This window comes from Pseudomonas sp. 008 (assembly GCF_016861935.1).
GTDB lineage: Bacteria > Pseudomonadota > Gammaproteobacteria > Pseudomonadales > Pseudomonadaceae > Aquipseudomonas.
This window is the reverse complement of record NZ_BOMA01000004.1, coordinates 107,230-129,282: the sequence shown is the minus strand read 5'-3', so window position 1 is coordinate 129,282 and position 22,053 is coordinate 107,230. Positions and strand designations below refer to the sequence as shown.

Below are 22,053 nucleotides of genomic sequence, written 5' to 3'. Positions count from 1 at the left end.
ACAATAGTCTCGTACCGTGCAAATCCCTTTTCACTCAAAATGCCATCATCTAAGTGGGGTGGGATTTAGGGTGCGGTATGGATGAGCCAAGGCGTAGTACGGTTGATATTCTATTCAGACTGGTCAAGCAGTTGCGAGAGTCAAAAGGGTTAAGCTTGGAAGCTCTTGCAGATAGAGCAGGCATACACCGAACGACGCTCGGACTGTTAGAGCGTGGTGAGCGACAGCCAACATTGAGTATCGCAACTAATATATCAGAGGCGTTAGATTTTCAGCTTTCAGAGCTTTTATTAAAGGCTGAGCTTATTGATGCTAAGAAGCTAAATGAACATGATGCTTTCTTGGCGATGGCTGTCAGAGCAGAAAAAACGCAATGTTTGAGAAATACAGATGCGCTGGAGCATTACACGGGCTTAAGTGGTTCGATGTTGCTGCAAGCTATACACAATACATACAATACATTAGATACCATAGACGCGGAGTTGGTGGCAAGTGGACTTCCACCTATAGGTGGCCTTGTTGAGTTAGCAAATTTGTCCTCTATGGTGGGTAATATAGTCGGGGGATCAATCGCAGAAGCGTCAGAGGGGATGTACATTAGAAACCGCCCCCACAGTTACCCAGACCTTTTACCACAACGCCATAACGCTAGAAACTTAGAGCTAAAAATGGCTCTTGAAACTAATCGCCCCAAAGGACATCTTCCTAAGCCGGGCACGTACATAAGTTTTAGGTATGTGTTGGGTGATCAGCATGGTGCTTATAATCGAGGGAAATTAACTCGAGGTAGCACAGTTTGGATATGGGAAGTGAAAGTTGGTGAGGTTGAAATTGATGATTTTGATATCAGCAATACTCCCGGCGATTCTGGAAAAACGGCGGTAATTAAAACGTCTGTGTTTAATGCTATGCCTTTGGTATATTTTGATCCGAATTACTGCCCTCATTCCATGAGGGGTGGAACATATCCTGCCTTTAACTAGGTGTTGTAATGGACGGGGTGGTTAAATAGCGCCCCGTTCAATCATTTGGAGTTTTACGGCGTTGAATCCGAGTTGTACAAGCTAGGGGCTTGTCAAAATAGCAGCCTGGGCTGGATTTACCGAGTAGACGTATCCGAAAATTCCATTTTTCTGATTGTCGCTTGTGGAATTTCTGTAGTTCGCTAAGAGCTCACGAAATCGGGTGTTGCTAATCATAACTAAATTTGGCGATAGATCGATGTTGAATGCAGTTATGCTCTCTGCTGGACCTTTAAGTTTTTCTTTGTTTAACAATAGGCCTGACTTTTTTGAGCTTTCTTGGATCATGGACAGTGCCAAATTTGCTTTTTCCATGCTTTGAGTCGAAATGATGATGTCGTCAACGTAGACGCTGGCTTTTATGCCTTCGGTGCTGTCTAGTTTATGGATCGTTTTTCCTAGTCTGCTTTTACGAAGGCATAGCGAAGCTATAATTGTTGATTGGACAAAACCAAAGGGCAAGGCAAAAACTTGCCCCGATTCCAGCGGGATGGAAACGGTTGACTCCATAGCTATGCTTCTTGCTTTTTCGTATCCAAAGTATGGCTTTAATTCACGGGTTATTCTGCTTCGATTTATGCTATTGAAAAACTTCTTGAGGTCGGCATGAATAAAAAACTGGCCATCTAGGTGGTACTTAATGGCGTCTACATGTCCGCCGCTTTTAAGGTGATAGTAGTTGCTTGGGGGGAGCCACTTGAATTCAATTAGCTTTTTAAACAGTTCCCCTTCATCCACAGTTTCTGGAGTGGGAACATAAACCCAAGTTTTAGATCTTAGCCGGAACCTACTGAGCCATTTATGTGAATTTTGCATCAGGTAGAGGCTCGGAATAGTTAAAAGCCACGCTCAAGAGCGGAAGAGCTGCATACACAAGCTTCAAAATGGCCGTGGCCATAAGGAAGATCTTGGTAGCAAACTCAATACGCTTCTGAGCTTGGCTGTAATCAAATTTCTTCATGATTACGTACCTCATCTAAATTCCTGGCTGACCGAGCGCTAAGCGCATGGCTTTACAACCAACGAGGAAACCGATGACACATAACGAGTCGTAACGGATTTCCCAGAGATCACATAGTGACGCGATGAGGGACACGCTGACGAGCAGCCTGTCGCCAGGAAGGTTGGATCCTATCATCCGGTGTTTAGAAGCTGCAACGTCGTTGGTTTGATACGGGCGGATGCCGTCGTGACGAGCTACTAATTAATGGGTGTTTATAGCTACAACATCAGCAGGTTATGAGCCCCCGCCGCTGCAATCAGCAAGGCTCGCTTGGCCGCAAGTTGTCCCTGCACTTCGTTCAAGTCGGGATAGGGTTTGCTGGCGTAGAGCAAACCATTGGAAGCGTAGGGTTCGATGGGCGTGTGACCATTGAAATGCGCGACCGCTTGAAGCAGATGATCCACCGCAATCACCTTCAACCCCGACGCCAGGCAGGCTTCTTCTGCGTTCGCTCGCGGGACTACCAGCGTGCGCCCGGCCTTGCGTGCCGCCAACGCCGCCGGCAACACCCCGCGAACCGCCCGCACCGCGCCCGACAGCGCCAGCTCTCCCAGGCACTCCACGTCATCCAGCGTCAACGTCGGCACTTGCACACTGGCCGACAGAATCCCCAAGGCAATCGCCAGATCGAATCGCCCGCCATCCTTCGGCAAATCGGCAGGGGCGAGATTCAAAGTGATGCGCCGTGCCGGAAATTGCAGGCCGGAATTGATGATCGCGCTGCGTACCCGGTCCTTGCTTTCCTTCACCGCCGCCTCGGGCAGCCCGACCATGGTCAGCGACGGCAAGCCGTTGGCCAGATGCACTTCGACGGTGACGGCGGGCGCATCCACGCCGACTTGGGCGCGGCTGTGGACGATGGATAGGGACATGGTCGTTCCTTGAGCTGACAGGGAACCGCTTCCTGCGGGTTTTTGAAGGGTAGACGGGGAGTGAGGGTTTAGCGTGGCGGCAAGGGAAGGAAACTTTCGCAGGATGTTGCGAGTTTTGGTGAGCTAATCCGGGAGCTTCGTCAGGCTCGTGCCTGCAAGCCAGCCACTCGGTTCAAGTTCTTTGCCCTGAGCAGCGGCGACATCAAAAAAGCGGCGTTGATTGGCCGATACGCTCCCGGCTAACCGGAGTGCCTCAGCATGATATTTAGTGGCGAGTAACAGTTTGGCTTTTTGTTTTTTAGATTTCATAGCGGCCTTTTCGATTTGTAGATTGGTTTTTTTGGGTCAGTCAGCTTAAGAGGTGGACACGGTTTTGATGCAATGGGAATTGGCGCTTGTTTTTGTAGGATTCGGCTGGATTTCGAAAGCCTTCTGAAGGGCTCAGGTAGTCCTTTTCCTAAAGTTTTGAGAGGGGGACCAAGAATCGCAACACCGCGTTTGCATTAGTGAATTCAGGTTATACACTCAAGATTAATGCATAACGTTAAGCTTTAAATTATGATCGTTGGCTTTAAGTGTTCTGAGACCGAGTACCTGTTTCGCAACGGAAAGACCCGTATGTGGTCAGCCATTCTGAGTGTCGTGGAACGAAAGCTGACGATGCTTGATGCTGCTGCGGTGCTGATGGACCTTCGATCACCACCAGGCAATCGATTGGAGGCGCTGGAAGGAGATCGAAAAGGTCAGCACAGCATCCGCATCAACGCTCAATGGCGAATTTGCTTTGTTTGGGGTCTTAACGGACCAGAGAATGTCGAAATCGTCGATTATCACTGAGGTGAGTAATGACTAAGAATGGTATGCGCCCGGTTCACCCTGGCGAGATCCTCAAAGAGGAATACCTGGAGCCTCTGAGCCTTACGGCTGCAGCCTTGGCCAGAGCGTTGAGCGTTTCGACGCCTACGGTGAACGACATCGTACTTCAGCGTCGAGGTGTCAGTGCCGATATGGCTCTAAGGCTATCTATCTGCCTGGACACGACTCCCGAGTTTTGGCTGAACCTGCAATCGACATACGATTTGCGAAAAGCCGAGATCGAACGAGGGGCTGCGATCCGGGATCAGGTTGAGCGGCTCCCGCACTGCGCCTGAACCTCTGTTCCTGAACGAACCCCACGCGATAAACGTGGGGTTTTTTTTGTCGTTCAGAATACCTGGAGTATTCGTGACGCACGCTTCCACCACGGAGCATTGACCATACTTCGCGGTCGTTCCTCATTCGGCAGCAGTTGCGGAACATCCTGCAACCGAATCCACGGCTGGTTATTCCAGTGCAGCAAACTCAACGACATCTGCGGCCAATTGAGCAGGCTCAGAATCGGGCGTTCGGTTGAGGTGGGTTGTTGGGCGTCTCTGAGGGCTGGTACTACGTCGTGGGTCAGCCATTCGCGCAGGCCTCGGTATTCGGGGCAGTAGTGGTAGACCAGTAATGCGTAGACGCCGGATTCGCTGATCAGCAGTGTGTTTTCTACAGTGCCGTGGATGAGCATTTGCAGATTCTGGTGTTGGTCGGGATCGAGTTTGCGTAGCGCTCGTTCGTCGAGGAAGAGGCGGAGCAATCGGCCGAGGTCGCGGGCGCTGAACCAGGCTTGGTTTTCGAGGAGGAGGGCGTGGAGGTGGAGTTTGTGGCGGGTGAAGATGTGGGGGATTAGATAGTTTTCGTCCATGGTGCAGTTCTCGGGATCAAATGAAGAAAACTGCCTCTGATCGTCGCCAAACGAAAAAGGTGGCAGCCATGCGCGGGTTGGCGAACCGGTGACGCCCGAAAACCGGCAGACCCGAAGGTCTCCCACGCATAGCCGCCATAATTCGAGATGGGAACAAATTCCTCGGTCGAATGTGGTCGCGGTGCGTCGGGGTCTTCCGGGTCGCCAAACCCAGAGCTGAACATTCAGCTGGGGATGAGCATAGAAACTGGAGGCCTTACGACGCAATCGGACGGCGGTGGTGTTCTTTGTAGGACGTTGCCGGGATGTTTGCGAGGCTAAGGATCAAAAGATCGCAGCCTTCGACAGCTCCTACAAAGGTGGTCTGTCCAGTATGGGGGGGCTGGTAGACCGAGGCGCCCTCATTCGCGAGCAAGCCCGCTCCCACAGGGAATGCATTTCACAGAAGAGTCAGTGCGTTACTCGGCAGGTGGATTGAGCTTCGCTTCCAGCTCCGCCACTTTCGCCTCCAAGCTCTCCAACCGGGCGCGGGTCCGCGCCAGCACAACCATCTGACTATCGAATTCTTCCCGGCTCACCAGGTCCAGCTTGCTGAAGCCGCTCTGCAACAAAGCCTTGAACTGGCTTTCGATTTCGCTTTTCGGCAGTGGGGTGTCGCCGCTGAAGAGGCGGGAGGCGGTGCCGCTGAGGGCGTCGAGGAAGTCTTTGGGCGCGAGCATGGGAAATGTCCTGTCAACAATGGCGGGCAGTGTACCACGCAGTGTCTATAGTCAATCTCGGCGGCTGGGATGCACGCTTTTCGCGCATGCGAGTGGACGGTCGCGCACTGTTGTTGTGCGTAACCGTGGCGTCAATCGGCTGGAGGGGTCTGTGGTAGCGGCCAAGGGCTTGAAATCAATGGGTTTTGGATAGATGGCAAGCTTTCTGCTTAGTCGCTGGTGACCCATGCACTGATGCAGTCGCTGTGACGAATGCAGTGCGCCAAGCGGAACGGGGGAAGTTTCGTGCGGAGTGGTTAGCTGGCGTCGGACGGGCAGGTAAAGCCGACGATGCGTTACAAAGCCAGGCACTGCGCTTAGACTTGAGTCGGGTTTGTTTTCCTGGGGCAAGTCCACCAATTCGGGAGAGAGTTTTCATGAAGCTAGTCACTGCCATCATCAAGCCGTTCAAACTGGACGACGTGCGCGAGTCGCTGTCCGAGATCGGCGTGCAGGGCATTACCGTTACTGAGGTCAAAGGCTTCGGTCGGCAGAAGGGTCACACCGAGCTGTATCGCGGCGCGGAGTACGTGGTCGATTTTCTGCCCAAGGTGAAGATCGATGTCGCCATTGACGACAAGGATCTGGACCGGGTTATCGAGGCGATAACCAAGGCCGCCAACACCGGCAAGATCGGTGACGGCAAGATCTTCGTGGTCAATCTGGAACAGGCGATTCGCATCCGTACCGGCGAAACCGATACCGACGCAATCTAAGCCGCCACAAACCCAACGCCCCAGGAGAAAACAATATGACTCTGCGTAAAATCGCAGGGCTAGGAGCCCTGTTGTCCCTCGTAATGCCCGGCCTGGCCATGGCGGCAGACGAAGTGGCGGCCCCAGTCCTCAACTCCGGCGACACCGCCTGGATGATGACCTCGACAGCCCTGGTGCTGTTCATGACCATTCCCGGCCTCGCGCTGTTCTACGGCGGCATGGTTCGGTCGAAAAACCTTCTTTCCGTGATGATGCAGTGCTTCGCCATTACCGGTCTGATCAGCGTGCTGTGGGTCATTTATGGCTACAGCGTCGCGTTCGACACCACCGGCATGGAACAGGGCGTCATCAATTTCAACTCGTTCTTCGGGAGCCTGAACAAGGCCTTCCTCGCCGGTATCACGCCTGCGAGTCTGACCGGGCCTGCGGCGCTGTTCCCTGAGGCAGTGTTCGTCACCTTCCAGATGACCTTCGCCATCATTACCCCGGCACTGATCGTCGGCGCCTTCGCCGAGCGGATGAAGTTCTCCGCCATGCTGATTTTCATGGGCGTGTGGTTTACCCTGGTTTACGCACCGATTGCGCACATGGTCTGGTCCGGCAACGGCGGCCTGTTGTGGGACTGGGGTGTTCTGGACTTCGCCGGTGGCACCGTGGTGCACATCAACGCCGGTGTGGCCGGTCTGATTGCCTGCCTGGTACTGGGCAAGCGTAAAGGCTTCCCGACCACTCCAATGGCGCCGCACAACCTCGGTTACACCTTGATGGGTGCTGCGATGTTGTGGGTCGGCTGGTTCGGTTTCAACGCCGGTTCCGCTGCCGCAGCCAACGGCACTGCAGGCATGGCGATGCTGGTGACTCAGATCGCCACCGCCGCTGCGGCGCTGGGCTGGATGTTTGCCGAGTGGATCACTCACGGCAAGCCAAGTGCACTGGGTATCGCCTCGGGTGTGGTGGCCGGTCTGGTTGCAATCACTCCGGCCGCTGGCACCGTGGGCCCGATGGGCGCTCTGGTGATCGGTCTGGCAGCAGGCGTGGTGTGCTTCTTCTGCGCGACTACCTTGAAACGCAAACTCGGTTATGACGATTCCCTGGATGCCTTTGGCGTGCACGGTATCGGCGGTATCCTCGGTGCGATCCTGACCGGTGTGTTCGCGGCACCGTCCCTGGGTGGCTTCGGCACCGTCACCGACATCGCGGCTCAAGTCTGGATTCAGTGCAAAGGCGTGGGCTTCACGGTGATCTACACCGCGATCGTCACCTTCATCATCCTCAAGGTGCTGGACGCTGTCATCGGTCTGCGTATCACCGAGGAAGAAGAGGCAGTCGGCATCGATCTGGCGCTGCACAACGAACGCGGCTACAACTTGTAAGCACGCCTACAAAAAAATGCCCGGCTTGCCGGGTATTTTTTTGTCTTGATTTTGTCAGTGAAGGAAAGGCTGAAAGGTTTTTTCATACACGTTCAGGGGCGTTTACAACGGGTGTTTTTCTGCGGCCAATGGCTTACACGATTGAAGGAATATTAGGGCCTTTGTTTTTTCCCAGAGCGCGCTAGAATGCGCCCCGAACGTGCGGAGAACTGTATGTGGCAACAGACTCTGATTACCCTGCGGGCACGGCCCCGGGGCTTTCATCTGGTAACGGACGAGTTACTCGCCGGCTTGCCTGAACTCAAGGCGTGTCGGGTCGGTCTGTTGCATTTGTGGCTACAGCATACCTCGGCGTCGTTGACCATCAACGAGAACGCCGATCCGGCGGTACGTCGCGACTTCGAACGATTTTTCAATCGTCTGATCCCACAAGGAACAGACGACTATGAGCATAACGACGAAGGCCAGGACGACCTCCCGGCGCACTTCAAGGCCAGCGTGCTTGGCTGTCAGCTCAGTTTGCCGATCTCGGCAGGCCGACTGGCGTTGGGAACCTGGCAAGGCGTTTATCTGGGCGAGCACCGTGATCATGGCGGTGCCCGTAAAGTCCTCGCCACTGTGCACGGTGAAGGGGAATAAACCGCTGGTCACCAGCGGTGGTTGAATTTTTTCCGGCGGCCTTCGACAGAAGGCAAAGCTGGGCTATAACTAATCTGCTTTTCGCAAGTCATGAGGTAGAACATGAGCGACGATGATCTGGAAAACGACGACCTCGAAGTAGGCGACGAAGACGAGGCCGAAGAAGGCCTGGAAGCAGCAGCGGAAGACGTTGCTGACGATGACGGTGCTGATGTGCCCGTTCCCACTGCCAAAGGCAAAGCCAAGGCAGCGGTATCGGTCGATGAGCTGCCGAGCGTTGAAGCCAAGAACAAGGAACGCGATGCCCTGGCCAAGGCCATGGAAGAGTTTCTGGCACGGGGCGGCAAGGTGCAGGAAGTGGAGGCCAATGTGGTCGCCGATCCTCCCAAGAAGCCTGATAACAAGTACGGCAGCCGGCCTATCTAAGCGCCTGCTTCCTGCTTGCTGAAAAAGCCCGCCGTCGCTGCGGGCTTTTTCATGGGGGAAAATCAAAAGATCACAGCACCTCAAATATCGGCTGAGTTCCAGCGAGCCAACAACCCCGGCAACTCGGTCAAACTGCGAATCTCGGCATCCGGCGCCCTCTCGGCTTCCCACACTTTGCCCGCCGGGTTAAACCAGATCGCTCGCAACCCCGCCTGCTGTGCTCCGGCAATGTCATCGCCAGGATGATCGCCGATATGCACCGCGGTTTCGGCGGTCGCGCCGCCACGTTGCAACGCTTCATGAAACAGTCGCGCATCCGGTTTGGCGATGCCGATGTCTTCGGCGCACAGGGCAAACCTGAAGTAATCCGCCAGGCCCAGTCGGCGCACATCGGCGTTGCCATTGGTCACTACACCGAGGGCGTAGTGCTTGGCGAGTGTCTCCAGCGTCGGCTCGACTTCGGGGAATACTTCCAATTGATGCCGGGCATGCAGAAACACTTCAAAACTTTGATCAGCCAGGTCTGAGGCTTGACCATGGTCGTAACCAGCCTCTTCCAGAGCATGAAAAAGCACCCGCCGACGCAGCGCACTGATTCGGTGCTTGAGGTTCGGCTCGTTGCTCAACACCCGCTCGCGAATCGACCACAAATGCTCCACCGGCACCGCGCCCAGGTTCGGCGCATGCTCGGTCAGCCATTCACGCAATATGGCTTCGGCGCTGGCGATTACCGGGGCGGTGTCCCACAGGGTGTCGTCGAGGTCGAAGGTGATCAGTTGGATGGTCATGAATCATCGCCTTTAATGCGTTTGGCCCGTGGATGGGCGCTGTCGTAGACCGTCGCCAGGTGCTGGAAGTCCAGGTGGGTGTAGATCTGGGTGGTCTTGATATCCGAGTGGCCGAGCAGTTCCTGCACGGCGCGCAAGTCCTGAGAGGACTCCAGCAAATGGCTGGCGAAAGAGTGTCGCAACATGTGCGGGTGCAGGTTCTGCCCCAGCTCGCGCTCGCCGGCGGCCTTGACCCGCACCTGAATCGCCCGGGGGCCAAGGCGCCGGCCTTGCTGACTGACAAACACCGCGTCGTCCGCCGGGTTGGCCATGGCCCGCAACGGCAACCATAACTCCAATGCTTCGCGAGCCTTTTTGCCGACTGGCAACAGCCGGGTCTTGCTGCCTTTACCGAGGACCTGGACCATGCCGTCAGCCAGGTCCAGCTGATCGAGGTTGAGCCCGGTCAGCTCCGAAAGCCGCAAGCCGGAGGAATAGAACAGCTCCAGAATCGCCTGATCCCGACGGGCCAGGAAATCATCCTCTACCGCGCCTTCCAGCAGTTGCAGCGCACGGTCGGTGTCGAGGGTTTTCGGCAGACGACGCTCGCCCTTGGGCGGTGCCAGGCCATTGGCCGGGTCGTGGTCGCACAGGCCTTCGCGGTTCAGATAATGATAGAGCCCGCGCACCGCCGACAGTAGCCGCGCCAGGCTGCGGGACGATTGGCCTTGTGCATGCAGGCGGGCGATCAGGCTGCGCAGCCGCTGGATATCCAGTGCGGCCCAGCTGCCGATGTTCTGTTTGACGCACCAGCCAAGCACTTTGTCGAGGTCGCGGCGGTAGGCGTACAGCGTATGCGGCGACACTTGCCGCTCACTGCGCAGGTGTTCGCAGTAAGCGTCCAGTTGCCGTTCCACGATCAGCGTACCGAGCGCAGGGAGTTGTTGACCCGTGGCAGTACGCGGCCCATGACTTCGGCGATGTAGCTGAGGAACAACGTGCCCACCGAACTCTTGTAGTGCTGCGGATCGCGGCTGGCGATGGCCAGAACACCGTGGATGCCCTGGTGGCTGATGGCGACGACGGCGGTGGAGCCGATCTGCTTGCGCTGTTCTTCGCCGAACAGGAAGTCCAGTTCATGCTCACGCAGGCTGCCGCAGACGCTCTTGTCTTCCGAGAGCAGGCCGCCGATGGCCGTTTGTGCGTCGGCGTGGGTGACCCAGCGGCCTACCGGCATCGGGTTGTCGCCCAGCAGGATCAGGCTGACGAAGGGCACCTGAAAGTCCTGGCGCAGGCTGTCTTCGACGCCAATCACCACGTCTTCAAGGCTGGTCGCGTCCATCAATGTGAGAATCAGACGGCGGGTCTTGTCGAACAGGCGATCGTTGTCGCGGGCCACGTCCATCAAGTGCGAGAGACGATGACGCAACTCGATGTTGCGATCGCGCAGAATTGTCATCTGGCGTTCGACCAGCGAAATGGTGTCGCCGCGCTGGTGCGGAATGCGCAGGGCCGGGAGCAGTTCTTCATGCTCGATGAAGAAATCCGGATGAGCCTCCAGGTACGCGGCAATCGCCGCCGCCTCAAGGCTTTCGGAAGGGGATTCGTCGGGCTGTAGGGCGGGAACCTGGGGCTTGTCGGTCATGGATTTCGCTCACTCAAAGACGCACTTGTCCTTCGTATACGCGTACTGCCGGGCCGGTCATCATGACCGGTTGGCCAGGGCCTGCCCATTCAATGGACAGGCGCCCGCCAGGCAGGTCGATCAATAGCGGCGAATCCATCCACCCCTGGCTGATCGCGGCCACCGCGGCAGCACAAGCGCCGGTTCCGCAGGCCTGGGTTTCCCCGGCCCCGCGTTCCCAGACGCGCAACTGCGCGCGGTTCCGGTCGATGACCTGGAGAAAACCGACATTGACCCGCGCCGGAAAGCGCGGGTGATGTTCGATTTTCGGCCCCAGTTCATGCACCGGTGCTTTGTTGATGTCGTTGACCCGCAACACGGCATGGGGGTTGCCCATGGACACCGCAGCCAGTTCGACCATGGTGCCGTCGACGTCGACCTGATAGCTCAGGGCCTGGCTTGGGGCTTCGAACGGAATCTCGGCCGGCACCAGGCGCGGGGCGCCCATGTTGACGCTGATCTGGCCATCGTTGCGGATGTCCAGTTCGATGATGCCGCTTTTGGTCTCGACGCGAATCTGCCGCTTGGCGGTCAGGCGCTTGTCGAGCACGAAGCGGGCGAAGCAGCGTGCACCGTTACCGCACTGTTCCACTTCGGAGCCGTCGGCGTTGAAGATCCGATAGCGGAAATCCACGTCCGGGTTGCTGGGCGCCTCGACGATCAGCAACTGGTCGAACCCGATGCCGGTGTGCCGATCGCCCCATTGCTTGGCATGCTTGGGCAGAATGTGCGCGTGCTGGCTGACCAGGTCGAGAACCATGAAGTCATTACCCAGGCCGTGCATCTTGGTAAAACGCAGCAGCATGGGGTTACTCCGGCAGCAGGCTTTCGCCAGCAAACAACTCGGCTACCGTCTCGCGGCGACGCACTTCGATTGCCTGACCACCGTCCACCAACACTTCAGCGGCGCGGCCGCGGGTGTTGTAGTTGGAACTCATGACAAACCCGTAGGCACCGGCCGAATGCACGGCCAGCAGGTCGCCTTCTTCCAGCGCCAGTTGACGATCCTTGGCCAGGAAGTCGCCGGTTTCGCAGATCGGGCCGACGATGTCGTAGGCACGCGCCGCGGTATCGCGAGGGCGCACGGCGGTAACGTCCATCCAGGCCTGGTACAGCGCCGGGCGGATCAGGTCGTTCATGGCCGCATCGACGATGGCGAAGTCTTTGTGTTCGGTGTGCTTGAGGTACTCGACCTGGGTCAGCAGCACGCCGGCGTTGGCAACGATGAAGCGGCCTGGCTCAAACACCAACGCCAGGTCACGACCGTCGAGGCGCTCGCGCACGGCCTTGATGTAGTCGGCGGCCAATGGCGGCTCTTCATCGCGATAACGCACGCCCAGACCGCCACCCAGATCGATGTGGCGCAGGTAGATGCCGCAATCGCCGAGGCGGTCGACCAGGCCCAGCAGGCGGTCGAGGGCATCGATGAAGGGCGGCAGGGTGGTCAGTTGCGAACCGATGTGGCAATCGACGCCGACCACTTCCAGGTTAGGCAGTTGCGCGGCGCGGACATACACGTCTTCGGCGTCGGCGATGGCGATGCCGAACTTGTTTTCTTTGAGACCGGTGGAAATGTACGGGTGCGTGCCGGCATCGACGTCCGGGTTGACGCGCAGCGAGATCGGCGCGCGAACGCCCAGCTCGGCGGCGACTACTTGCAGACGCTCGAGCTCATCGGTGGATTCGACGTTGAAGCAATGCACGCCGACTTCCAGGGCGCGACGCATGTCGTCACGGGTCTTGCCGACACCGGAGAACACGATCTTTTCGGGGCTGCCGCCAGCGGCCAGTACACGCTCCAGTTCGCCACGGGAAACGATGTCGAAACCGGCGCCCAAACGGGCCAGGACATTCAGTACACCCAGGTTGGAGTTGGCCTTGACCGCAAAGCAGACCAGGTGCGACGTGCCGGCCAGCGCATCGGCGTAAGCCAGGTACTGGGCTTCGATATGGGCACGGGAGTAGACGTAGGTCGGTGTACCAAAGCGTTCGGCGATGGCGGACAGGGCAACACCTTCCGCGAACAGCTCACCGTCACGGTAGTTAAAAGCGTCCATGGCGTTCCCTTATTGGTAGACGTCGTGTTTGTGTGCTTTCGACGGAGACTGTTGCGACGACTTGGCCTGCTCTGCAGGATCCTGGCTGTCATCGGGCAGGTACAGCGGGCCTTTTTGACCACAGGCCGATACCAGGCAGGCAACCGCGACGAGCGCAGCAAGGGAAGAGATCAGGCGCTTCATGGCGAAATCCTTGAAAATGCGTTAATTGCGCCGGAGTATACCGGCCACCCGGCAGCTTGCCTATGTGACGCGGCTCCCGTCCGGCGGGCCTTTGACTGTGGCGCAGTAACTTGTCCTGCGTTGCGCAGGGATATTTCGTACCGCACCTCGTCCTTGGTGGTTATTCTTTGCAATCATCGGGGCTCGCCCGTATCTTGCGGCGCTTGAGCGTGAGTAGACACTTTTTGAGGTTCCCGTAATGAGTTTGACTGAAGCCCGTTTTCACGATCTGGTCGATGCCACCCAGCAGACGCTGGAGGATATTTTCGATGAGAGTGACCTGGATATCGATCTGGAGAGCTCGGCCGGTGTGCTCACCGTCAAGTTCGAAAACGGCAGCCAGTTGATCTTCAGTCGTCAGGAGCCGTTGCGGCAATTGTGGTTGGCGGCGGTGTCGGGTGGCTTCCACTTCGACTACGACGAAGAGAGCAAGCGCTGGATGTGTGACAAGAGCGACGAGCAACTGGGTGAGATGCTCGAGCGCATCGTCAAGCAGCAAGCCGACGTCGAACTCGAATTCGAAGGTCTGTGAGATCGTGACCCAGCCTGCGCCCGTTCGCCCGCCCAAACCGCTCTATAGCAACGTCAGCCCGGCAGTGCCTTCGCCGTGCAGCGGTGTGTGCCGGCTGGATGAGCAGAAGGTTTGCCTGGGGTGTTTTCGGCATGTCGAAGATATCCGCGAATGGCGCTCGGCCGATGATGAGCGGCGGCGGGTAATTTGTGCGCAGGCTGCACAACGCAAAATCTTGGCTTAAGGGCTTAAGGGCTTAAGGGCTTTTGTGGCGAGGGGGCTTGCCCCCGTTCGGCTGCGCAGCAGTCGTAAGCTTTTTGGGGCCGCTTCGCGACCCAACGGGGGCAAGCCCCTCGCCACATCGCTCCCTCGCCACAATGGTCAGCGCTGGGCCGTGGTCGCCCCCGGCTTGTTTATTTATTGAGCTGTGATAGTGTCCAGATACGCCTCAACCCATCGAGGCTCGTGAAAACCCCGCCTTTTTCTGGCGGGGTTTTGCTTTTTTCGTGCAGAAGAAAGGAGTCTGCCCTGATCATGACCGCACCTTCCATCACCCTTACCCGTCTGGACGTGCAACGTCTGGAGCGCCTGATCGACAGCCTGGATGACTCGCTGCCGGGCGTTATCGCGCTGCAAACCGAACTGGATCGCGCCGATACCCTGGTCGGTCACGAAGAGGTGCCGGCCGATGTCGTGACCATGAATTCTAAAGTGCATTGCCGCGAAGAGAGCAGTGGCAAGGACTACCACCTGACCCTGGTCTACCCCAAGGATGCCAACGCCGACGAAGGCAGGATTTCCATTCTGGCGCCGGTGGGCAGTGCGTTGCTCGGCCTGAAGGTTGGCCAGCACATCGACTGGCCGGCACCGGGTGGCAAGACCCTCAAACTGACCCTGCTGGAAGTTGAATCGCAGCCTGCAAACGGCGGCGCTTTCCCGGAATGAACCCCTCAGACCTGCTCGAGCGCCTCGTTCAATGCGCGCTCCAGGTCGGCCTTGTAGCGCAAATACAAATTGCTTGAACTCTGACCATCACCGAGCAGGCCCGACAGGTCCAGGTCGGTGATGTAGCAGCGATAGCGTTCGGTCTCGCGGCGCTGTTCGACGATTTCCCGGGCGACCACACTGAACAGTTGGTCGCCGTGTTCCAGCTCTGAAAATTCCCGCTGATTGCAATACAACGTGACCTGCACCTGTCCCGGTGCGGCTTTGCCGACGATCGCCTGCACGTCATAGAACGGTTTGTTGACCGGGGTTTGCGGCGCCGGTCGGGCTTCGACCCGACGCGCCCGCGCGGTGCCTGAAGGCAATAACTGGTAATACAAAGTCTCCAGGCTCAGCGGCTGGGCGGCGTCCATCGGTAGCAAGGCGTCGCGCCGGTACTGGATCGATTGCAGGAAACGTTGCAGTGGCACCAGCAGGCTTTGTTCGTCGTGATAAGGCAAACGCTGCTGCCACAGGGCATTGAATTCATCCAGTACGTACAGATCGGCCTGGTGTTCGTTGATCCGGTAGAACACCTGAACGCAGTCGGGTTGCCCCATGGGCAGGATCAGCGCCAGATCGTGGTCTTCCAGTGCCATCGGGTCCAGATGCAGCGGGCTGTAGCTCGCCAGCTCTTCGCCGAGGTAGTCAAACAGCGCCGGCAACGTGGCGAGGGCAACGTGATTGACCTGGCCGGGCACCAGCTCCAGCACGTGGTAATGCTGCTGGACCTGAATCAGGTAACGATGATTGAGTTTGCTCAGCAGCAGGTTTTGCGCGGTATCGAGAACTTCTTCGACTCGTCGGGCTATGAATTGCGCGCGGTTGTGGCAGAAGCAACGTACCCGCAGCTTGGGTTGCTGTGGCCCGTCCGGCAGGTTATTGAGGTAATCGCGCAGGCAGTCGAGCAGGGCGTGGGGGCCGTCAAAACGGCTGACCAGCACCTCGTTCCAGCTGTTTAGCGTGACCTGATCCAGGGTCAACACCAGATTTTCCCGCACGCCGGCGTAGCTCAGGGAATCGGTGCGCTCGGTGGTCATCAGGATGTTCATGTCGCGATGGTGCTTGAGCGGATCGACGCCGACGTTCACCAGAATCAGTATTTCGCTCGGCACGCTGGCGCGCAGCAAAGGCTCTTCGGCGACGGTGGTCAGGGGCAGGGCGATGCTTTGCTGCAGGCTGCCGAGCAGGTTGAACAGTTCGAACTCGCTCAAGTCGCTGGTGCCGGGGTGCAGGGCCAGGCGGGTACTGCTGTCGATCACGCCGTTACGGTGACACCAGGTGAGCAGTTCGAGTAACTGGCGGCTGCGCTTGATCGGCGCGAAATGCTCCCACTCATGAGCGGTCAGGCTGCCGTTGTACAAACCCCATTGGGTTTGCCCCGGCTCTCTCTTGTTCGGGGCCTGCACCAGCGTCAGGGTGTCTTCGGCCAGATCGGGGGCGATGCCCGGGTTGATGCATTCGACCTTGTCGGCCTTGCGCTCGAAGGCCGCGTACAACCGCCGGCCCAGCACATTGAGGTCGCGCTTGTTGATCAGGCTGACGGTCTGCTCGTTACGGGCAAACTGTGTCAAGAAGCGGTAGCTGTAATTCAGTTCGCCGACCAAGGCACGGCGCTCGGCGCTGACCTGGCGGACTTTCCACTGGCTGCGGCTGTCGAGCAACGCCAACTGACGCTGATCCCAATGCCATTCGTGGGCCAGACGTTTGAGCAGCGAACGCTGCCAGCTCTGGGTGCGACCGCTGCTGCCGGTGAGCTTGCGATTGACCTTCAGGTACAGCGCACGGCGTACCAGTTCGAGCCGCTCCGGTTCGCCCCGAGCCGTGAGGTATTCCTCGATGCGCCGGTAAACCACCATGTACGGGTCCAGTTCATCGAGGTCCAGTCGATTGGCAAACACCGCCTGTTTGAAACGCAGGCTCAGGCAGTGGACTTTCGGGTGTTCACTGGCGTAGACCTCGGTCAGCAGCAGTTTTAGCACTGATTTGTAGGGCGATTCGATGCCTTTGAACAACTGCCAGAGCCCGGCACCGATGAATTCCCCGGGCGGGATGTGCGCCAGATGCCCCAGGTCCAGGGTTTCGTCGGCACGGATGAAGCGTTTGGAAAGCAACGTGTGGGTGTAACGGTCGTACGCAACCTCTTCGTAGACCGGCACCAGCCACCAGATGGGGGTGCGTCCGGCCAGCCAGATCGCGGTTCGATAGAACTCGTCCAGCAGCAGATAGTGCTGGGTGGTGCCACAGTCTTCCGAGCTCAACTGCGTATCGCGCTCGCCAAGCACGAAGCGGGCCGGGTCGATCAGGAAAAAGTGCGCCTCGGCGCCCTGGCTGGCGGCCCAGACTTCCAGCAACTGGCATTTCTTGCGCAGTTCAGCGAGCTCGCTTTCGCTCAGGTCCGGCCCATGACAGACCCACACGTCCATGTCGCTCTGATCGGCCTGGGCCAGGGTGCCGAGGCTGCCCATCAGGAACAGGCCGTGAATGGGGCGCGGCGGATTGCTGCCGTGGCGCGGTTTGTAGGAAAACGAGCGGGTCAGGCGTTGGGCTTCGGCGAGGGTGTTGGTGTCGGGTTCGTAATTCGACAGGCCGGCCGGGGTGCTACCCGAAACGTAACCCGGCAACAGCGGATGATTGACGTGGAAAAACAGCGGCAGCAGGGTCAGCACCGTTTGCTGGCGGGTCGACAACCCTTCCATGGCACGGGCCATGCGACCCTCGTTGAGCTTCAGGAAACGGGCGCGCAGCTGGCTGAGAACCTTGCGATCGATTCCCTCGTCCAGATCGGGGCGGATTTCATGGGTGCGGGTCATGTCAGCTCAATCCGGCTCGCGGGGCTCGGACGTGGGAGGGCTCAGGGTGAGGGGCAGTTTAGCGCCTCGGCCCCGGGACTTTTAAGCTGATTTTGTTTTCCTGGCGTCAGATTTCTATCGTTTGGCGACGGCAGGTAACAGGGCCAGTCATCAAGTGTGCCCGCGGAAATCCCGTGACAGAGCTTTCCGTGGGCTATGCAGTGATGCTCAGGCTGTTTCCCGCACGGACAGAATGGTGAGAACGGTTTGCACGTTTTGTGCGGCGTCACGCCCCAGGCTGGTCAGGTAACCGCCATCGGGCTGGGTGATCAATTCTTTGTCGAACAGTCTTTGTGCGGCGGCAATGGCTTTCGGGGCAGCGGTCTGATGAATTTTCAAACCTTCCTGGGAACTGTCCAGGTTGAAGAGTGCGAGGATTTCCAGTTCGGCAACCAACTCAGGGGTAAGCGACATAAGGACTCCAGACTTTCTAGGAATTAGACGATAGCGCCCCTAAGGTGAACCCGTCGGTGAGGCATGTCCAGTGCTGGCAACAGGGTTTTTCTCCCCGAGAGGCATTCCCCGGAGGGTGGTACGGACCGCGGGGGTGGTTTCTGTAGGAGCGAGCGCGCTCCTACAGGGGGGGCGGGGTTATTGCTTTTCCGGCGGCAACTCTGGCAGTGCGCGCAGCGCCGTTTCATACCATTCGGTGTCGAATGCACGGTCCTCATCGAGCATGGCGTCGATCTCGTAGGCCAGCACATGGGCCATCAGGTTGAGGATTTCTTCACGTTCGTAACCCACCAGGGTCAGCTTGTTGAAGGTTGCCTTGGCCGCTGGCGGGTTGTCGCTTTCGATCTGGTTTTCGATTGCTTCGATCAGCGTCGTTTCGGCGAATTCTTCTTCGTCGTTGTCGATGTCGTTTGGCTCGCTCATGGCAGGCTCCTCAAGGAAAGGCGGCCAGTTTACCTGCATTCAGCATTGTGATGCTGCTGGCAAGAAGTGCCTGGGCGTTCTATAACTGGCGCTGCCAACCCCCTGCACGGCCTGGAGGCTATGTAATGCTCAAGCTTTATGGATTTTGCGTCAGCAACTATTACAACATGGTCAAGCTGGCGTTGCTGGAGAAGGGACTGTCGTTTGAAGAAGTGCCGTTTTACCCAGGCACCAGCCCCGAGGCGCTGGCTATCAGCCCGCGCGGCAAGGTTCCGGTACTGGGCGTCGAGCAAGGTTTCGTCAACGAAACCAGCGTGATTCTCGAGTATCTCGAGCAGAGCCAGAAAGGCACACCGCTGCTGCCGAGCGAGCCTTTCGAGCGAGCGCAGGCGCTGGCTTTGGCCAAGGAAATCGAGTTGTACATCGAACTGCCGGCGCGCGCCTGCTACCCCGAAGCGTTTTTCGGCATGTCAGTGCCGGAGGCGATCAAGGACAAGACCAAGGCCGAGCTGCTGCTGGGGTTCGCCTCACTGGGCAGGCACGGCAAGTTCGCCCCTTACGTAGCGGGCGACCGTCTCAGCATTGCGGATTTGTATTTCCTGTACAGCGTGCCGATGGCTTGTGCCGTGGCGCAGAAGCTGTTCGATATCGATCCGTTGGCTGAGATGCCGGCGGCCAAGGCGCTGCTGGAGCGTCTGGGGCAGAATCCGAACGTGCAGCGAATTGCGGCAGACAAGGACGCATCAATGCCCGCGTTTCTGGCGATGATCGCGTCAAAGAAATAGATTGTGTAACGATCTTGAGAATGCCTTCGCGGGCAAGCTTAGCTTCCTACAGGGACGGTTCCCTGTAGGAGCGAGCGGTGCGGCGATCCGACTTGCCCGCGAAGCTTTTAACGGCTGGCGAGTAGTGCCTGACCGCGAGCCACGGCAGCCTTGACCTGTGCCGGCGCGGTTCCGCCGATATGGTCACGGGCATTCACCGAACCTTCCAGGGTCAGCACGGCAAACACGTCCTGCTCGATCTGGTCGCTGAACTTGCGCAGTTCTTCCAGGCTCATTTCCGCCAGGTCCTTGCCGCTGTCTACGCCGTACTTCACCGCGTGGCCAACGATCTCGTGGCAATCACGGAACGGCAAGCCGCGACGTACCAGGTAGTCGGCCAGGTCGGTGGCGGTCGAGAAACCGCGCAGGGCCGCTTCGCGCATCATCGCGTGCTTGGGCTTGATCGCCGGGATCATGTCGGCGAAGGCTCGCAGCGAGTCGCGCAGGGTGTCGGCGGCGTCGAACAGCGGTTCCTTGTCTTCCTGGTTGTCCTTGTTGTAGGCCAACGGCTGGCCTTTCATCAGGGTCAGCAGGCCCATCAGCGCGCCGAACACCCGGCCAGTCTTGCCGCGAACCAGCTCCGGCACGTCCGGGTTTTTCTTTTGCGGCATGATCGAGCTGCCGGTGCAGAAACGGTCCGGCAGATCGATGAACTGGAACTGCGCACTGGTCCACAGCACCAGCTCTTCGGAGAATCGCGACAAGTGCATCATCGCGATGCTCGCGGCCGAGCAGAACTCGATGGCGAAGTCGCGATCGGACACGTTGTCCAGGGAGTTGCCGCCAACAGCGTCGAAGCCCAGCAACTGTGCGGTGTACTCGCGGTCGATCGGGTAAGTGGTGCCAGCCAGTGCAGCGCTGCCCAGCGGCATGCGGTTGGTACGCTTGCGGCAGTCCACCAGGCGTTCGTAGTCGCGGCTGAGCATTTCGAACCAGGCCAGCATGTGGTGCCCGAAAGTCACCGGCTGCGCGGTTTGCAGGTGAGTGAAGCCCGGCATGATGCTGCCGGCTTCGCGCTCGGCCTGCTCCAGCAAGCCTTTTTGCAGGCGGGTGATCTCGGCCAGGATCAGGTCGATCTCGTCACGCAGCCACAGACGAATGTCGGTGGCGACCTGGTCGTTGCGGCTACGGCCGGTGTGCAGCTTTTTACCGGTCACGCCGATGCGGTCGGTCAGGCGCGCCTCGATGTTCATGTGCACGTCTTCGAGGTCGATGCGCCAGTCGAACTGGCCGGCCTCGATTTCACCCTGGATGGTCTTCAGGCCATCGATGATGCTGTCGCGCTCGGCATCGGTCAGCACGCCGACCTTGGCCAGCATCGTGGCGTGGGCGATCGAGCCCATGATGTCGTGGCGATACAGGCGCTGGTCGAAGGTGACGGAGGCGGTGAAGCGGGCAACGAAGGCGTCGACGGGTTCACTGAAGCGGCCGCCCCAGGACTGATTGGTCTTGTCAGTGCTCATGAATTCGCTCGTATCGGCTTGAAGAAAGATGGCGTGGAACGCTGACGCGGATAATAACAGGGTTGCCAATCCTGTCGCTGACACTGGTCGATACGTTTTTTTCTCATGGGGCGATCCATACTCGAAGCCAGCGATGCGCAAATTGCGCAACGATATTTCTCATTTGAGCAATATCGTCGCGGCAACCGTCTACAGTTGGACAGTAGGATCAGCGCACTTCTCGATGCTGCAGCTGACTATAGAGAGAAGAGGGGTGTTCATATTGTGTATCAGCAAACCCTATGGCGATGCCTCGCCAACGCGGGCCTGGGCCGTCAGTCACCCGGCAGATGAAAATTTAGCCGCCGGTCTCGCGGCACTTTTTGGCCCTCGCGCTAGTCTTAGCGTGGATCGCGGTGACGGACGTCACTTCACCTGTCTACGCTATCTTTGTGCGAGACTCACGCAGGAATCCAGCGCAATATGAATGTCCTGATCGTTGATGACGAACCCCTGGCCCGCGAGCGCCTGAGCCGAATGGTCGGCGAACTCGAGGGATACAACGTCCTGGAGCCCAGCGCCACGAGTGGCGAAGAGGCGTTGGCACTGATCGACAGCCACAAGCCGGATATCGTTCTGCTCGATATTCGCATGCCGGGCCTCGATGGCCTGCAAGTGGCGGCACGATTGTGCGAACGCGAAACCCCGCCCGCCGTGGTGTTTTGCACAGGGCCCGATGAATTTGCCGTGGAAGCCCTACAGGCCAGCGCCGTGGGCTATCTGGTGAAGCCCGTGCGCACAGAACAGCTACATGAAGCATTGAAAAAAGCCGAACGCCCCAATCGCGTCCAGCTCGCAGCCTTGACTCGTCCCGCCGCCGAAACCGGCAGCGGCCCACGCAGCCATATCAGCGCTCGCACCCGTAAAGGTATTGAACTGATCCCGTTGGGCCAGGTGGTCTACTTTATTGCCGACCACAAGTACGTGACCTTGCGCCATGAAGGTGGCGAAGTGCTGCTGGATGAGCCACTCAAGGCCCTCGAAGACGAATTTGGCGACCGTTTCGTGCGGATCCACCGCAACGCACTGGTCGCCCGCGAACGCATTGAACGGCTGCAACGCACCCCCCTGGGGCATTTCCAGCTGTTTCTCAAAGGCCTGAACGGCGACGCCCTGATCGTCAGCCGACGCCATGTGGCCGGCGTGCGCAAAATGATGCAGCAGCTTTAATCCGCCATTCAGGGCGGATTTCTACCCTGTTTTAGGACCTTGAGGGCCAGGGAGGCCATGCAGTTTCTG

The 22,053-nt window shown here is 58.3% G+C and carries 27 protein-coding genes and 1 pseudogene; 12 read left to right on the top strand and 16 right to left on the bottom strand.

The features are described from left to right. The first annotated feature begins 77 nt into the window (after positions 1 to 77). The gene (locus tag JUI81_RS10020; protein WP_204124186.1) at positions 78 to 983 is read left to right on the top strand and encodes a helix-turn-helix domain-containing protein; all 906 of its coding nucleotides are present in this window, start codon (positions 78 to 80) and stop codon (positions 981 to 983) included. Positions 984 to 1,064: 81 nt separating this feature from the next. Here the strand turns inward: JUI81_RS10020 and JUI81_RS10015 are convergent, their stop codons facing one another. The 4 genes and pseudogenes from JUI81_RS10015 to JUI81_RS10000 all read right to left on the bottom strand — a co-directional run bounded on the left by JUI81_RS10015 (position 1,065) and on the right by JUI81_RS10000 (position 3,206). Further along, entirely contained in the window at positions 1,065 to 1,838 is a 774-nt protein-coding gene (locus tag JUI81_RS10015; RefSeq protein WP_204124185.1) for a reverse transcriptase domain-containing protein, read from the bottom strand. Then, complete coding sequence (locus JUI81_RS10010; RefSeq protein WP_204124184.1) at positions 1,822 to 1,983, bottom strand: hypothetical protein; 162 nt, start codon at positions 1,981 to 1,983, stop codon at positions 1,822 to 1,824. Before JUI81_RS10010 ends, JUI81_RS10015 begins: the two co-directional genes overlap by 17 nt. A 266-nt stretch (positions 1,984 to 2,249) precedes the next feature. Further along, a pseudogene (locus tag JUI81_RS10005) lies at positions 2,250 to 2,897 on the bottom strand (magnesium chelatase domain-containing protein); the annotation flags it as partial. Positions 2,898 to 3,020: 123 nt separating this feature from the next. Beyond that, entirely contained in the window at positions 3,021 to 3,206 is a 186-nt protein-coding gene (locus tag JUI81_RS10000; RefSeq protein ID WP_019580492.1) for a hypothetical protein, read from the bottom strand. Between the two features lie 249 nt (positions 3,207 to 3,455). On the opposite strand from JUI81_RS10000, the gene JUI81_RS09995 reads away from it, so the two are divergent. Further along, positions 3,456 to 3,734: a type II toxin-antitoxin system RelE/ParE family toxin gene (locus tag JUI81_RS09995; protein ID WP_026331819.1), complete on the top strand. Its 279-nt coding sequence runs from the start codon at positions 3,456 to 3,458 to the stop codon at positions 3,732 to 3,734. An 8-nt stretch (positions 3,735 to 3,742) separates the two neighbouring features. Then, positions 3,743 to 4,048 (top strand): HigA family addiction module antitoxin, encoded by a 306-nt coding sequence (locus tag JUI81_RS09990; protein WP_030129123.1) that lies wholly within the window; start codon positions 3,743 to 3,745, stop codon positions 4,046 to 4,048. 53 nt (positions 4,049 to 4,101) lie between these two features. Here JUI81_RS09990 and JUI81_RS09985 read toward each other — a convergent pair whose 3' ends face one another. Both JUI81_RS09985 and JUI81_RS09980 read right to left on the bottom strand, forming a co-directional pair. Beyond that, entirely contained in the window at positions 4,102 to 4,623 is a 522-nt protein-coding gene (locus JUI81_RS09985) for a Bro-N domain-containing protein (protein ID WP_204124183.1), read from the bottom strand. A 458-nt stretch (positions 4,624 to 5,081) separates the two neighbouring features. Continuing rightward, complete coding sequence (locus JUI81_RS09980) at positions 5,082 to 5,342, bottom strand: accessory factor UbiK family protein (protein ID WP_008076132.1); 261 nt, start codon at positions 5,340 to 5,342, stop codon at positions 5,082 to 5,084. A 416-nt stretch (positions 5,343 to 5,758) separates the two neighbouring features. On the opposite strand from JUI81_RS09980, the gene glnK reads away from it, so the two are divergent. The 4 genes from glnK (at position 5,759) to sutA (ending at position 8,535) form a co-directional block, all read left to right on the top strand. Beyond that, a complete protein-coding gene (glnK, locus tag JUI81_RS09975) occupies positions 5,759 to 6,097 on the top strand; it encodes a P-II family nitrogen regulator (RefSeq protein WP_002555808.1) in 339 nt (112 codons plus the stop codon). A gap of 35 nt (positions 6,098 to 6,132) precedes the next feature. Then, positions 6,133 to 7,470 carry an ammonium transporter gene (locus tag JUI81_RS09970; RefSeq protein ID WP_007941275.1) on the top strand — a complete coding sequence of 446 codons (1,338 nt, stop codon included), beginning with the start codon at positions 6,133 to 6,135 and terminating at the stop codon, positions 7,468 to 7,470. A 213-nt stretch (positions 7,471 to 7,683) separates the two neighbouring features. Further along, positions 7,684 to 8,109: a secondary thiamine-phosphate synthase enzyme YjbQ gene (locus JUI81_RS09965; RefSeq protein WP_018927529.1), complete on the top strand. Its 426-nt coding sequence runs from the start codon at positions 7,684 to 7,686 to the stop codon at positions 8,107 to 8,109. Positions 8,110 to 8,211: 102 nt separating this feature from the next. After that, positions 8,212 to 8,535, top strand: coding sequence for a transcriptional regulator SutA (gene sutA, locus JUI81_RS09960; protein WP_007941277.1), 324 nt, complete (start codon positions 8,212 to 8,214; stop codon positions 8,533 to 8,535). 80 nt (positions 8,536 to 8,615) lie between these two features. Here sutA and JUI81_RS09955 read toward each other — a convergent pair whose 3' ends face one another. The 6 genes from JUI81_RS09955 to JUI81_RS09930 are packed head-to-tail and all read right to left on the bottom strand — an operon-like array spanning position 8,616 to position 13,226. Further along, the gene (locus JUI81_RS09955; RefSeq protein ID WP_019580497.1) at positions 8,616 to 9,323 is read right to left on the bottom strand and encodes an HAD family hydrolase; all 708 of its coding nucleotides are present in this window, start codon (positions 9,321 to 9,323) and stop codon (positions 8,616 to 8,618) included. Next, the gene (gene xerC / locus JUI81_RS09950) at positions 9,320 to 10,219 is read right to left on the bottom strand and encodes a tyrosine recombinase XerC (protein ID WP_007941279.1); all 900 of its coding nucleotides are present in this window, start codon (positions 10,217 to 10,219) and stop codon (positions 9,320 to 9,322) included. The genes JUI81_RS09955 and xerC overlap by 4 nt, the downstream gene beginning before the upstream one ends. A gap of 2 nt (positions 10,220 to 10,221) precedes the next feature. Further along, positions 10,222 to 10,947, bottom strand: coding sequence for a DUF484 family protein (locus JUI81_RS09945; RefSeq protein ID WP_007941280.1), 726 nt, complete (start codon positions 10,945 to 10,947; stop codon positions 10,222 to 10,224). A 13-nt stretch (positions 10,948 to 10,960) separates the two neighbouring features. Then, the gene (gene dapF, locus JUI81_RS09940; RefSeq protein WP_018927533.1) at positions 10,961 to 11,791 is read right to left on the bottom strand and encodes a diaminopimelate epimerase; all 831 of its coding nucleotides are present in this window, start codon (positions 11,789 to 11,791) and stop codon (positions 10,961 to 10,963) included. 4 nt (positions 11,792 to 11,795) lie between these two features. After that, positions 11,796 to 13,043, bottom strand: a complete 1,248-nt coding sequence (gene lysA / locus JUI81_RS09935; protein ID WP_019580499.1) for a diaminopimelate decarboxylase — start codon at positions 13,041 to 13,043, stop codon at positions 11,796 to 11,798. Between the two features lie 9 nt (positions 13,044 to 13,052). Beyond that, positions 13,053 to 13,226, bottom strand: coding sequence for a lipoprotein (locus JUI81_RS09930; protein WP_007941283.1), 174 nt, complete (start codon positions 13,224 to 13,226; stop codon positions 13,053 to 13,055). 238 nt (positions 13,227 to 13,464) lie between these two features. On the opposite strand from JUI81_RS09930, the gene cyaY reads away from it, so the two are divergent. From cyaY to rnk, 3 genes are all read left to right on the top strand, one after another. After that, positions 13,465 to 13,797: an iron donor protein CyaY gene (cyaY, locus tag JUI81_RS09925; RefSeq protein ID WP_019580500.1), complete on the top strand. Its 333-nt coding sequence runs from the start codon at positions 13,465 to 13,467 to the stop codon at positions 13,795 to 13,797. A gap of 4 nt (positions 13,798 to 13,801) precedes the next feature. After that, the gene (locus JUI81_RS09920) at positions 13,802 to 14,020 is read left to right on the top strand and encodes a DUF1289 domain-containing protein (RefSeq protein WP_081791024.1); all 219 of its coding nucleotides are present in this window, start codon (positions 13,802 to 13,804) and stop codon (positions 14,018 to 14,020) included. 290 nt (positions 14,021 to 14,310) lie between these two features. Further along, a complete protein-coding gene (rnk, locus tag JUI81_RS09915; RefSeq protein ID WP_007941285.1) occupies positions 14,311 to 14,721 on the top strand; it encodes a nucleoside diphosphate kinase regulator in 411 nt (136 codons plus the stop codon). 5 nt (positions 14,722 to 14,726) lie between these two features. Here the strand turns inward: rnk and JUI81_RS09910 are convergent, their stop codons facing one another. The 3 genes from JUI81_RS09910 to JUI81_RS09900 form a co-directional block, all read right to left on the bottom strand. Beyond that, positions 14,727 to 17,573 (bottom strand): class I adenylate cyclase, encoded by a 2,847-nt coding sequence (locus JUI81_RS09910; RefSeq protein WP_204124182.1) that lies wholly within the window; start codon positions 17,571 to 17,573, stop codon positions 14,727 to 14,729. A gap of 207 nt (positions 17,574 to 17,780) precedes the next feature. Beyond that, positions 17,781 to 18,026 carry a TIGR02647 family protein gene (locus JUI81_RS09905; RefSeq protein WP_007894898.1) on the bottom strand — a complete coding sequence of 82 codons (246 nt, stop codon included), beginning with the start codon at positions 18,024 to 18,026 and terminating at the stop codon, positions 17,781 to 17,783. A 177-nt stretch (positions 18,027 to 18,203) separates the two neighbouring features. Further along, positions 18,204 to 18,488 (bottom strand): hypothetical protein, encoded by a 285-nt coding sequence (locus JUI81_RS09900; protein WP_018927538.1) that lies wholly within the window; start codon positions 18,486 to 18,488, stop codon positions 18,204 to 18,206. Between the two features lie 125 nt (positions 18,489 to 18,613). On the opposite strand from JUI81_RS09900, the gene JUI81_RS09895 reads away from it, so the two are divergent. After that, positions 18,614 to 19,273 carry a glutathione S-transferase family protein gene (locus tag JUI81_RS09895; RefSeq protein ID WP_019580503.1) on the top strand — a complete coding sequence of 220 codons (660 nt, stop codon included), beginning with the start codon at positions 18,614 to 18,616 and terminating at the stop codon, positions 19,271 to 19,273. A gap of 107 nt (positions 19,274 to 19,380) precedes the next feature. Here JUI81_RS09895 and argH read toward each other — a convergent pair whose 3' ends face one another. Next, the gene (gene argH, locus JUI81_RS09890; protein WP_019580504.1) at positions 19,381 to 20,775 is read right to left on the bottom strand and encodes an argininosuccinate lyase; all 1,395 of its coding nucleotides are present in this window, start codon (positions 20,773 to 20,775) and stop codon (positions 19,381 to 19,383) included. A gap of 462 nt (positions 20,776 to 21,237) precedes the next feature. On the opposite strand from argH, the gene JUI81_RS09885 reads away from it, so the two are divergent. Further along, entirely contained in the window at positions 21,238 to 21,984 is a 747-nt protein-coding gene (locus tag JUI81_RS09885; RefSeq protein ID WP_204124181.1) for a LytTR family DNA-binding domain-containing protein, read from the top strand. Positions 21,985 to 22,053: the final 69 nt, after the last annotated feature.